Source organism: Staphylococcus warneri, from assembly GCF_900636385.1.
GTDB classification, from domain to species: Bacteria; Bacillota; Bacilli; order Staphylococcales; family Staphylococcaceae; genus Staphylococcus; species Staphylococcus warneri.
This window is the reverse complement of record NZ_LR134269.1, coordinates 1,315,761-1,330,319: the sequence shown is the minus strand read 5'-3', so window position 1 is coordinate 1,330,319 and position 14,559 is coordinate 1,315,761. Positions and strand designations below refer to the sequence as shown.

Below are 14,559 nucleotides of genomic sequence, written 5' to 3'. Positions count from 1 at the left end.
TTTGTTGTAATGCGTCTTTTGCAGCTTCTAATGGCGCCTTATCTACTGTTAATTGTTGACGTGCTTGGTTTAACGCATTAGTTACATTATTTGTTGCACTTGTGTTGTTATTAATATCATCAACGGTTGGATTACCATTTAAAACTTGTTCTATTTCACGAAGTTTTTCACGTGCTGCATTTACTTTGCTGTTATAATTCGCAACTGATTCTTGAGTCATGCCATTTGTATCTGTTGGTTGATTGATACTTTGTTCAAGTTCCATTTTGGCTTGTTGTAATGGTGCTTTATCAACTGTTAATTGTTGACGTGCTTGATTTAATGCATCTTTCGCAATGTTTGCTTCATTCTTATTTGAATTGATGTCTCCAACACTTGGTGAACCATTAAGTACTTGAGTTATAGATGCAAGTTTTGCTTTCGCTTGTTCAAGTTTTTCATTATAAGCATCAATAGATGATTGCGTCATGCCTGTCGTATTTGTAGGTTGATTAATACTTTGTTGTAACGCATTTTTCGCAGCTTCTAATGGTGCTTTATCAGGTACTAGGTTTTGACGTGCCTCATTTAAAGCTTCTTTGGTAGTAGTTGCTTGATTCACACTGTCATTGATTAGAGCGACAGTTGGGTGGTTATTTAAGACGTGATCAATTTCTTTTATCTTTTCTTTAGCCGCATTTAATTTGTCATTAAGAGCATTAATTGAATCTTGCGTCATACCTGTTGTATCAGTACCTTGTGCTTGATTTATCGCTTCTTGAAGTTCAACTTTTGCCTGTTGTAATGGTGCTTGGTCTGGCGTTAAGTTTGAACGTGCGTCGTCTAATTCAGCTTTAGCATCATTTGCTGCTGTTGTATTTGTATTGATTTGATCCACGGTTGGATTGCTATTTAAGACTTGATTAATTGCGCTCAGTTTTTCTTTAGCGGCATTTAATTTTGCTTGGTAAGTATTAATCGAATCTTGTGTCATACCTGTTGTATCAGTAACTTGATTAATACTTTGTTGTAACGCATTTTTCGCATTTTCTAAAGGTGTTTTATCTACTGTTAATCCGTTACGAGCTGTATCTAGAACTGATTTAGCATCATTTGCATGTGCAACATAATCTCTGATTGTAGCTACGTTAGGATGAGATTGTAGGATTTGATTAATCTCTTGTAATTGTTGTTTTGCAGCGTTTAATTTTTCATTATAGTTGGCTACTGATTGATCAGTCATACCTGTTGTGCTTGTTGTTTGATTGATATCATTTTCTAGATCAGCTTTAGCTCTTTCTAATGGTGAAACATCAGGTGTTAAGTTTGCAATCGCTTGTTTCAATGCATTGTATTTATCTTCTACTTTTGCTTTTTCGTTTGCGATATCTTGTTCTGTTGCATCGCCATTATTAATGACTTGTTGTGCTGCTTCAGATTCAGCTTGTGCAGCTTGTTTCGCTTGTTGGTATGCATTAATAGACTCGGTTGTCATGCCATCTGTTGATACTGTTTGGTTAATCTCATCATCAAGTTTGGCCTTCGCCGTTTTAAGTTCGCTATTATTTGCTAAAGGTTGCAACTGATTAATCGCTTGTGTAATACGTTCATTCACTTGGTCAACTTGTCTTAAAGCATCTTGAACTTCTTGAACAGTTCGAATTGGCTTGTTAATAATTGCATCGGCTTTTTGACGTGCTTGAGTTAAATCAGGATTAAGAGCTTGCATCGCTTGGTTATAAGCTGTGATACTAGCTGGTCTCATTCCTGTTGTTGTACCAGTTCTATCAAGTTGCTGAACTGCTTGTTGTAAAGCACTTGTATCTGCAGTTAAATCCGATTTGGCTTGATTTAATGCTGTTAATGCTTTATCTACATTTTGTTTTTGTTCTGCAATTTGTTGTGCTGTGGCATCACCATTATCAATGACTTGTTGTGCTTTTGTGATTTCAGATTGAGCAGCTTGTCGTTTCGCATTGTAATTATCAATACTTTGTTGTGTCATACCATCTAATGATGGTTGTTGATCTATAGATGCTTGCAAGTCATTTTTAGCTTGAACTAATTCATGATTGTCAGCTTTATTTTGAAGTAATGCTTTGGCTTGATCAATTTTTGCTTGAGCAGCTTGAACAGTGTTTAATGCTTGTGTCACTTGTTCAGGTGAAGCGAATTGATCTTGAATGACTTGGTCTGCTTGAGTAATGGCAGTATTGATTTCACTTTGAGCATTTGTCATCGCATTATTAAACTGCGTGATACTTGCTGGTGTTTTACCATCAGTACTGATTGGATCATCTAAGTGATTTACCGCTGAAATTAAATCACGTTTGTCTGACTTAGTAAAAATCGTTTCAGTAATTTGTTCTGTGCTACCATCATCATACGTTATGACAACTGGTATGGTTGTTGTACTACCACCTGCAAGATTAACAGGTAATGGAGTACCTTGTTTAATTGTTGCATTTTGTTTGTTGATAACTTGTACTGCATTATTAATATCCTCAGGTGTGACGTTAGAACCATAATCTTTCACAATTTGATTAATAGTGACAGTATGTGCATTAGGTATATTATAAGTATTTGTGTTTGTACTTTCTGCATTACCCGAACCTGCTTTTGCAATTGTAGTGACATCACTATTAGGTTTGATTGTATTTGCATTGAAAGTTACTTTATCAGTTGCACTATCTACTGTGACATAACTTGGTTTGTCAGCAATTGACCATTGTCCATTAGGACCTTGAACAACTTGTAATGTTTTTGTCTGTTCACTAGTGTTACTTACTTGTTCGATGTAAGTAATCTCTACCGCTGTTGTTGGGTTAACAAGGTTATTTGGTAAATTATTTGGTGCGATTTCTACTTGTCCATTTTCCCAAATGTGAGATGTAGCTTGATTAGGTTGAGGTGCTACAACTGTAAACATTTGACTAGGTTGTTCGTCGCTTATTAATTCTCCATTACCTTGTGTTGCAATGACTTGAATATTGTCTGATGGACTGAATGTCCCTGCCGCGATAGTGATACCATTTTCTGTACCTACTACACCGTTCACGCTTTGTGCAGAGGTTTCTTTTGTCCATGGGCTATTACTATTATTACGTATAAATGTTGTAATGACTTGGCCGTTATGTTTAATAACCAAACGATCTGCGTACGTATCGACATTACCTGTACGAGTATTAATAGATTGGTTTGCACCTGGTGCTATTGTAATAACACCTTGCTTGGATTCAGAAATTTGAGGTACAGAAGGTTGTACATTTCTAATTATAAAACGTGCAGGTTGGGACGTTGCGAAAGGTTGACCGTTATATAACACATCATATTTTGCATTTAATACTTGAGCAGAATTTGGTTTATTTAATGCTTCCCAACTTTCACCATTAGTACCAGTGGTTGCTTGATTCCAATGATATGTAAATCCTTCAGTTGGTAAACCATTATTATTCACAATGTGTTGATATTGAGATGCCTCAATACCACGGGCAAAAGTAGTACCTATCGTTGTTGTATATTCATTAGGACTGAAATCAAATTGATATACATTTAAACTAACAGGAACTTGTACAGGTGTTGTTATTCCAGGATATGTCACATTAATTGTTAAATTTTGAACACCAGGTTGACTCGTACTTGGTTGTGCTTGATTTGCCCAATCTGCAGTAATGCCATTTGTATTGGTATTAGGATCAAATGTTACATAATGTAATGCGTCAGTACCTTGAGATAGTTGACCGCCTTGTACTTCGCGTGTTGGTGCTTTAGCACGTGCCACTGGGTAAATTTTGACTGGAATATCTACATTTCTTGTACCTTGTCCGTTCGGTAATGTAACAACTGCTGTTTTAGTAAAGTTACCTACATTATTCTTCCAATTATCAGCATTGTCTTGCCATACAGCTGTAGCGCCTTGAGGTAATTGATCGATATAACGTGCGGCACTACTAAAGTCATTTTGCGTATCATCTTTTATGAAATGAGCGCCGTCTGGAATTGCATGCAATTGTGGTGTTACACGTACAGGATCACTTTCAAATGAATCTACTGTAATATCTTGTGTTACATCTTGAACTTGTCCTTGGTTATTTTGAGTAGTGTATGAGATATGTCTAGTGGTTACGCTCGTTTTAGCTTTGATTTCGCCATCTGGTAATGCATCACTTACAACTACAGTTGCATTATGTCCAGGACCATAATTGGTATGAGAAATCGCTAATGATGTGCCATCGGATTTTAATAATGTAACTGGTGATTGGTTTAGAACATTATTAATTTTGATTTCTTGATTAGTTAAGCCTGCTTTAAATAAAACTGTATTACTATCAATGCGTGGCGCATCAGGTCGTACATTTACTAAGAATCTAACATTTTCACTTTGCCCGTTGGCATAAGTAACACGGACCAATCTAGTTTGACTACCTACTATATTAAGGTTTGGTGGTGTATTTCCATTACCGACAAATGCAAAGTTCATCTGTTGTGTATCGTTATCCCATGAATGATTGGTTTAAGATAATCTTTTGGATTGTTTGGATTATCAATACCAGGAATTGGTGTAACTCTATTGGTTACAAATACTTGTTTTGGAATTGATCGTACTACCATATATGATGATTCTTTAATAATTGGTGTTGTTTCACCATCAAATAAGATATTAGCTCTAACTGTAATACTTTCACCAATACGAGTATTGTTTTTGTTTGGTGTATTATTTGGTAGCCATGTAATTGTGGCATCAGGAACTGGATCACCGTTTTCTAAGGTGAAGAAATCATTTGGTGATGCACCTTTACCATTAGGGAAATCTTGTCCTTGAATGGTATATCTTGGACTAGCTACAACGTTGTAAAGGATATGTTTTACAGGAACGGTAACTGTTGATGTTGAACCATCAGCAAACGTAACTGTAACGGTTGCTACAGGTGATTGGTTTAATCTTCCAACATTACCAGTTACAACTTTACTTCTAATTTCATTTGCACCGGCTGTGGCATATGGTCTTGTACCTGCAATATTAGTTGTAGTAATACTATCGATAATCTTTTGTTGATCTGCTTGTGAAATTGTTGCATTGTCACGAATATTTGCTATTCTAATTGGATTTCCAACAGTTGCATTGGTTGTCACACGGTATTTATCTTTTAACGGTTTAACTGTGACGTTAAATGACTGATTAGTCGTGTTTCCACTTGTATCTGTCGCAACTAATGTAATCGTTTTATCACTACTTGTAGAGACATTTGGTGCTTGTAACGATACTGTTTGATTATTATTGCTAACTGTGCCTGCTATTTGAGAATTAGGTGCAACTTGTACACTACCTAAAGCATAATTATCATTCGCTGTAATATTGTTTGTGAAAGTTTCACCAGAATACACGACATGATTACTGTAATTGCCAACAGTTAATGTCGGATTCACACTATCACTTGGTACAAAATACACGTTAATGACGTCAGTAGTGTTTGCTTGATTACTATTAATCGCTTGTAAATAAGCTGGTGGGCCATATGGTGATAAGAATAATTGTGCTCTATATACAGGACTATTGTTACCAGTAATCGTATTGTTTTTAATAACATGGTCTATTGTAAATGCTGGCACACCATTTCTGGCAGATTCATTCACATTTGTTAGAGATGAATTAGTTTTATTTGAGCTTAAATTTGAATACGTAATAGGTTGACCACCATAGCCACGACTTGTTTCAACTAAATCTAAAGCTTGGATGATTTTACCGTTATAGGTGAATTCACGTTGACCGCCCGCATCAGGAGCTGTTAAAGAATAACCTACTGGATTATAGTTTGGTGTTCCACCTGCTTCGGCCAATGCTTTTTCAGTACCTCTTATATTAGTTCTTAGGCCTGGAATAGTCGTATTCGCTGTAATCAGTTTTAAAACATCATTAGCATTAATGGTTCTACCAGAAGTTGCGTCATAACGATAAATTAATGATTTATGATCTGATGACCATTGGAAGCCTCCATCTGATTGACGTCCAGGGATCGTTTGACTTGTCCAACCTACTGAATAGTCATTGGGGAAATCCACCCATCTTAAGAAATTCATTGTCGTTGCATTAGATGTAAATGATTTTTGTAATTTACCTTTTGTGATATTTACAGTTATCGTACTTGTATTTAATCGATTTAGCGTATTTGTAATCTCTATATTGCTATCAGTTAATTGTAGTTGGCTACTATTCGCATTTATAAATGCTTGTTTTATTTGCGCTTTTTCATCATCAGTTACATTAAATGTTGAAATACGATATACACGTTGGTCACCTGTTGGTTGGTTCACATCTACAACTTTTAATTTTAAAGTTAAAGGTGCTTGATCTTGTCTATAAGTATCACTCGCATTTAATTGATACGTATATGTACCGACACCTAATTGAGATATTTGTGATGAATTCGGCAATGCATTAACTGCAGTGATAGTAAATAGTGAACTTTCTGGCATATCTGCGCCATTACTTAATGCAAAGTATTGTTTTAAATCACCAAATTCAAATTGTTGACCTCTAGCTATCGTCACTGTTGCTTCTTTAGTATTGTTACCTTCGGCATATATTGATTTTCGAACTGGTTCATAAGTTATTGCATTAGTGATTGAAATCCGATCTGTTGATCCATCTTTATAATTAAAACTAATCATATCTGTGGATGGGATATTGATTGGACTTGAATCTTCTAGGTATGGAATGATATTAGTATTAACGGCTTTTAGAGCGTTAATCACATCTCGTTCTTCAGCACGAGTTAAGTCTCCAGGATTAACTACATTAATTTTTTGAACATTAGGTAATACAATTGGAGAAAAATCATTACTCATTTGGCCAATATTGATTGCAATTTGTTTAGATTGACGACTATTGGTTGTATTATTGCTGTTATCTGTTGCAGAAACATTGAATCTGATTTGACTATTGAATGGTTGATTATCAGATACATTTCCCGTAATTCTAAGTGTACCACCCTCACCATTTGCGTTTTGCACAAATTGAGAAGTCCATCCTTGTGGTAATCTGCTAACATTTACAGATTTAATTCCAGTACCATTTGCACCGTCTGTAATATCAATCGTAAAGTTGACTTGTTCACCTTTATAATATTTATTTTTTAAATCGACAGGGTTACCAATTGTTGGTGGTGTGTTGTCTGCCTGTATTTCAACAGCATTACTAAAATTAGATACCACCTTCTTATTGTAATAAACGATTGCTCTGATTACGCCAGTATTTGGTAAGTTCTGTACATAGTCTTCTGGATTGAATGTCACACTATTACTTGTACTTGTCGGCGTTGCACTAGCTATAATGTCGTAATTTTTTGGTACTGAAGCGGGATCATTTGTACCATCTTGTGCTAAATTTCCAGTTGCAACTAAATACACAAGGGCATTAGGATCTGCAGGTACATTAGACACTGTGATAGTTGGTTTAGTTCCACCTTTTCCTCTTAATTCTCGAACAGTTGTATCGATTTGAGGTGGCAATGGTTTGACTCTAATTTCAAATGGTTGTTCTCGTTTGCGTAATCGTACGATACCTGAATAATCGCCAGGTGCAATATTACCTACCAATTCAAGGTTTCTTTCTCTATTATTATTAGTTCTGCCAGCAGCATTTTCAATATGAAGTGTACTTGGGATACCAGTGATTTCCCAATCATTATTACTAAAATCTTCATTACTTGCTAATTGAATGCGTAATGGTTGAACATAGTTAGATGTGTTACCACTGCTTGTATAACTATTGCCCATATTACCTTGAAATACATTAAAGACTGGGTGTCCTGCTGATTTAGATTCGGGTGATTCTGCACGGTTATTTGGATCGTTATTTGTGAAAAAGCCCATATTATTTTGAAGTTCAGGTTTCACATATAAATAAACTGGCATTAAAGTTTCGTCATTACCATATCTATCTTGAACGCTAAATCCAATATTTAACTTGATTGGATTACCTGAGCGACTTGCGTTAATTAACGTTTCATTATTGATTAATTGATAGATTTGATAGTCATTTAATTGGATGTGAGGTCCATGACGAAACGATTTTGAAGGTAAGTTAGGATCGAAAAAACCAATAACTAATGGACTCGGCGTTCTAACATAGCTTAATGGGTCCGTAGCAAAATCTTCAGAGTTTTCATCATTTGAATCTAAAATAAATTTTGTTACATCTCTTCTCAAAGTTAAATCATATACGTTTTTATAATTGCCTAAATGATATGTACGATTGGTAACTAATGTAAAATCTTTAACTCTTTCTGTAAAATGATTTAATGGTTCGACATATAGCTCGTTATAGCTAAATAGTTGTCTATATTCTAAAGCTCTACCACCGGCTGCATAATAGAAACGTGATGCAGTGTTTCCTTGTGTTCTAAATTGGAGTGTATAACTTGCGTTACCTTTTCCAATAAATGCATACATTCTGTCAAGACCCGTAATTTGGTTTGGAAATTCACCATTTAATAATGCAAAATTTTGTTCACCGTTTGTTCTCGCATTATCTGATGCATCTTGTTCATGTTGAAATTCAGGTGCACGTGCAAATTCTTTAAAGCTATTAATATGAATCGTAGGTTCATCATAAAATGTATAGCCTGTACGTGGTCCTTGTACGAAATTAGAGGCACGAGAACTGTCAATACCACCTGCAGTACGCCACATGAAAGGTAATGGTTGACCTTCTCCTGCGCCAACACCTAAGCTACTTACGATATTAGAGTTGTCTGGGTCTTCAATCGATAATCTTGCTGGACCTACTGGTGTCTGTCCATCCGGTAAGCCAAACCAAAATACCATGTGCTCATGCATTTGATGACTTTGATTAAATTTAATCGTCCATTCATAACCATCTTTTAATCGTTTCGTAACGACGTAGGCAATACCTTTAGAATCGGCAGCTCTTAGACGTTTCCATGGTGTATTAGGTAATGAAAATGGTGTCCCTTTGTTAGCTGCATAAATATAAGTACCTTCAGGGTAACCTGAACCATCATTTGGATTATCTACATAGTAAGATGTAATAGCTGATTGATAACTACCAGATGATCTTGATTCGGCTGCACGTTCTTGAATATGATGGTTGCGTCTTGTTTGAGATTGACGCTTAGGTAATGTGCGTATCGTTGCTACTGCTTGTTCTAAATCTTGATATGCAAGTTGTAATGATTTTTCACTGATTGGATTATTGTTTCCAAGTAACGTATTGACTTTATCGAAAGCCTGCTTAACTTGATCATATGTTGGTTGATCTACTTTATCTCTATCTATAAAGCGATAATCATGATAATTAGCATCAAAGAAAGCTTGTAACGAATCCTTATTCAATTGAGCCGGTTGCGTTAAATTACTTTCTTGTTCAATGCTTTGATGTTTTACATTATCCACGTTTGCAGTTAACTTATTTTCTACGTTATTTACTTCTGCAGAATGAGATTGATTATTTTGTTCTAAATCATTTGAATGATTAGAATTTGCTGTTTGATCAGTCGTTTGAATGGAATTTTCATTATCTGTTGAAACGTTATCTATAGTTTGTGTGTCTGTAGGATCTTTATGTGTTTGAGAGACCACAGTTTCTTTAGATGGTTGTTCTGAAGTTATAGTTTCATCACTAGTTTGTTCATTAGCTAGTTGGTTAGCTATTGATGAATCGGTATTAGATTTCGAATCGTCATTTACCTCATCCTGTTGATGTAGTAATTGTTGTGACGCCGTTTTAGTGGTATTTAATTCTTCAGATTGTGCATGAGAAGCATTAAAACCTAAAAAGACTAATGTCGCAATGACAGTTGAAAACGTACCAACTGTATATTTACGAATACTAAACTTCTGTAATTTCTCACGATTATTCACAGCTATTGTTCACTCCTTATCTTGTTGTTGTGTCTCTGATGTTGTAGTTGTGATAAGTATACAGGTCTGTTAATTATAGTTAGGATTTGATAAATGATGATTCATCATAAATGCTATGATTTACCAAATAAATGATAAAAAACAGACAAATCGGCATACATCACAACATAATGTTGAACAATTTATTTACGTTCCATTTAATAATATCATAAAATTTTATATAAGTATAATTGAATATGTGATAAATTATAATGATTTTAAAATAATGAGATAATAAAATAAAAACGACTCGTATTTTTATCTTTAATTAGATAATCGTACGAGTCGTTATGTTTATGATTTTATAAATGACTTGATATATATTTACCGGAAACATATAGCTCATGTTCATTACATATAGATAAGATATGGTTCAATGTTGTGGCAAAAGACATATCTTGGAACAATTGTTCACTATCGATGGGCACATTTGTATGAATCTCAGCTAATCGCTTCGATAAATGTAATTCATTCATATTGTCATTAATTTTCTTCCTTTGACCTGGTGTTAAGGCATCAATTTGTTCAATGACCCCTTCCACACTGCCATATTGTTGAATTAATTTTATCGCAGTTTTCTCACCTATACCTTTAACACCTGCATAACCATCGGCTGTATCACCCATAAACGCTTTGATATCAATGAGTTGTTGCGGTGCTAATTCATACTCTTCATTAAATCGATTTAAGGTATATCGATTATATATGTTAAAGCCTTTCTTAATGAGCCATACTTCAACATTTTCATTGATACATTGTAACAAATCTCTATCTCCGGTAATAATATAGACATCATTATCAACGGAATAAGTTTGTGCTAATGTACCAATCACATCATCGGCTTCATAATTAGTCACACCAATATTAACAAAACCAAATTGTTCAGATATCTCTTTAACATAATCAAATTGTGGAATGAGCTCTTCTGGTGGTGCTGAGCGATTTTGTTTATAACCTTCAAACATGTCATTTCTGAAGGTTGATTGCCCCATATCCCAACAAACAGCTACATGTGTGGGTTGGATTTCATGGATAGCTGAAAAGATATGACGTACAAACCCCTGAATACCGTTAGTTGGCACGCCTTTTGAATTGTACATAAATTGATTATGGAGACTCGTTGCGAAAAAATGTCTAAATAATAAAGCCATGCCATCAACGAGTAATACTTTATTAGGCATTTCGATTGTCCTTCTTTCTTAATATATAATTGCTTCAAGTTGTTGGTGCTTATCTTTAAGTTGTGAAATTAATGATTCATCTAATTCAAATGATAATAATTCATTAATCTGACTTTGAATATTGTCTTCAATACTATTAAATTGTTGTTCTGCTTCATCAGACATTTGCTCAACATAAGTTTCAAGTTGTTGTCTTAAGCGACTAAAGTTAGGTTGAAGTAGTTCTAATGTACTTTGACAAATCATTTCATGAATATCCTTTTGAGCATTCGCATTTAAAATTTTACGTTTCGTTAATTGTTTAGGTAATTCAGCCATCATATCGTTTAAATCGATATGAAGTAATGGTTGATCAACAACATCAGGTTGTAAATTGAAACGTGGATGTACAATAATATGCAATTGACTTAACTGTTGTAAGACAGGTGCAACTTGTTCGTCTAATTGCTGATTAAAATACTTCTTAATTCTTTCAGTGATTAATGATTGCTCTAAGAACATTCTTTGATGAATTTGATCTAAATAAATTTTAGTTGAGTTTTTCTTTTCAGCGTTGAAATCACTATTTTGTGTCATTTGACTATTATAAACAGACTTAATATCATCCATTAACTGAAGCTTTAATCTTTGATTTAAATGATAGACTTGTTCTTCAACTTCATTATTTGTATGTTGAGTCGTAGTAGCAATTAATTGGTTTTCTAGTCTATGTTTGTCTTTGTATGTTTCTAATTTACGTTGACGTTTCGCGATGTCATCTTTATTGGTTTCAAATTCTGAAATCATCTCTTGATATGACTGATCAATTTGTTGAAGTTGGTGAATCATTTGTTGTTCGAGTATCGTTTTAGATTCAACATCGACGAAATGTTGAATGCTTTCTTTTAATTGATTCATACCTTCATCACTAGATTTTAATGCTTCTCGACTAGACACACCAAACACTTCAGATTGCAATTGTACTTGGTTTAGTGCGTCGTCAACATAATCTTTAACGGCATTAAGATCTTCATCACTTTCAGCTAAATCGACAGCATTAATAATCATTTTGAATGCTTGATTTTCATTTAACTGATTCATATCTTTCATATGTTCAATGAAAGCTTTGTCGTTATCAGTAAAAGAGTGATTGAAATAACTGACATATAAAATTAAGTCAGATGAAGTGAGGATTTGTTCAGTTTCATTAGTATGACGCTGGTTATTGGAATGTAAACCAAGTGAATCGACAACAATTTTGCCTTTAAGCCATTCAACAGGTACTTGTAAATGTACTGTTTTTACGAAAGTTGCATATTCATCTTCGGCAGACCATTTTTTGACATCTTCTTGTGAAATATGATGTACTTCCCCTTCTTCTAACATATTGATATACATGTCGTAATGCTTTTCTACTGCTGAAATAAAGGCAAGTTGATTTTTTTCTAGTTTTGATTTCAATTGAGAAATATCGCTATTCATAAATTCATCTAAAGACGAAAATGACTGATTAAAGAACTCTAGCAATTGGTTAATCTCATCGAGTAATTGTTTAGATGATTTTAATGTTATGCTACTACTTTCCCCGTATGTCAGTTCTGTAGTGGCTGCTGTTGTCGGATTTGGCGAGCTAACTAAGTAATTATCACCTAATAAAGCATTAATTAAACTACTCTTACCAGCACTAAATGTCCCAAATACACCTATTTTTGTTATTTGTTGATCTAAACGCGTTAGTGTTTGTTTAATATCTGTTTGTGTACGTTCGAATAATGGAATATCTTCGATGATATTTAATGCTTTTTCAATGTCTACTTGTGAACGACTCACTGTGTCATCACTGGCTTGAATTTGATCACGATGCTGATGTTGTGTTGTATCGTTTTCTTCTTTAATCGTGAAATTGGCTTCAGTGCGTCCAGTTAATTTATCTAAAGAATCTTCCAAATGGATATAGTAATGTTGATAATTGCGTGTTGTGATAGATTCTTTTAAGTTATTTAATTGTAAGTAACGTTGATATTCATCTGATGTTTCATTATCTTCGCTTTCAATCTCATTAGCTTGTACGTGTTGGATAGCTTTTTCAAATAATGGATTCGATTGACGTTCAACAAATTGATTGATTGCTTTAACAACTTCATCTGAAAATGTTAATACATAAGTATTGCTGATGGTTGTTTGTGGTTGATACAGTGATGAAACTAAATCATTTGGAATATCATAGGATTGGTTGAGTATATGTTCGTTTATATTTTTTTGATTGATAAAGCGCGTTAAAAATGACATGTCTTCACGCATAGGTTGACGTATTTGAGTGTTAATCTTTTCTTGTAGCATACTGATTGCTTTATCTAAACGCTCCGTTTGTGCTTCCTCTTTCTTTTTAGCTTTATTAAAGAGACCACCTACTTTAAAGTCAGTTGCCTTACTTTCTAGATAAGAACGCAGTTGTTCGCGCATATCATGTGTCATAATATAGGCATTTTCTAATATATCTTTACGTTTTTGTTTAAGATATGCTTTTAATTTATCTTTATCATTTAAAAGTTGTGCTTCTTCTGAAACAGCTTGTGTTTGTTGGAAATTTAAATAAGCTTGTTCAAACTCATCTTCTTCGATGTTGAGGTATTCAAGTATACTTTGCATTTCATTTTGAATGTATGAAAGTTGAGCATCTGTAATAAAAGATACCGTTCGTTCAACATACGTTTCCATTGGTTCTCTATTCTTATCTAAATATAAGAGGTATTCAGATAAGTCATCAATTTGGTTTTCAGGATGATCGAATTTTGATACATAATATATATGTTGTAAATCGATGTCCCATTCATTAATAGATTTCTCAACTCTAGATTTGAATGTATCAAATGATAGTTCATCATCATTATGTTTGTCGATTTGGTTAATGATGAATACAACTGGAATGCCTACTTCATTAATTCTTTTCATAAATTGAAAATTAAGTGCAGATTGCACGTGATTATAGTCAACGGTATAAAATAAAACGTTACTCGTATACATGAATTGTTCAGTTGTTGTTTGATGTGTTGCGACATTAGAGTCAACACCAGGTGTATCCTGGAATGTAAAGCCTTTATCAAATTTATCGGATTGGAAGTTAATCTCTACAGATTCAACATCTATATTTTGACGATTCATTTGTTTAACTTCATCGTATGTTTTTAATTTTGTATATTGTTGGTTTGGTAAGTTTGCGATGATATCTTCTGTATCAGAAACTGATACGATTGCTGTATTACTAGTTGTAGGTACTGGAGAACTTGGTAAAATATCTTGCTCTAATAACAAGTTGATCAATGTTGATTTACCAGCTGAAAAGTGCCCAACAAAGGACATTGTAAATTGGTTTTTATATACCTTTTTAATTACCTGATTAATTGTATTTAGTAAAGCAGTGTTATTTGATTTTTCAACTTCTTTTTTTAATTTATATAAAATGTCTAATTGTTCTGTATGTGTCATGCGTATTAATCCC

Annotated in this window: 2 protein-coding genes and 1 pseudogene; all 3 read right to left on the bottom strand. The window is 34.0% G+C overall.

From position 1 onward, the window contains the following. Positions 1 to 31: 31 nt before the first annotated feature. Positions 32 to 9,393, bottom strand: a pseudogene (ebh, locus tag EL082_RS12165) (hyperosmolarity resistance protein Ebh); the annotation flags it as partial. An 809-nt stretch (positions 9,394 to 10,202) separates the two neighbouring features. Beyond that, positions 10,203 to 11,081: a 5'-3' exonuclease gene (locus tag EL082_RS06525; protein WP_002466627.1), complete on the bottom strand. Its 879-nt coding sequence runs from the start codon at positions 11,079 to 11,081 to the stop codon at positions 10,203 to 10,205. 18 nt (positions 11,082 to 11,099) lie between these two features. Next, positions 11,100 to 14,546 carry a dynamin family protein gene (locus EL082_RS06520; RefSeq protein WP_049415872.1) on the bottom strand — a complete coding sequence of 1,149 codons (3,447 nt, stop codon included), beginning with the start codon at positions 14,544 to 14,546 and terminating at the stop codon, positions 11,100 to 11,102. Positions 14,547 to 14,559 lie beyond the last annotated feature (13 nt).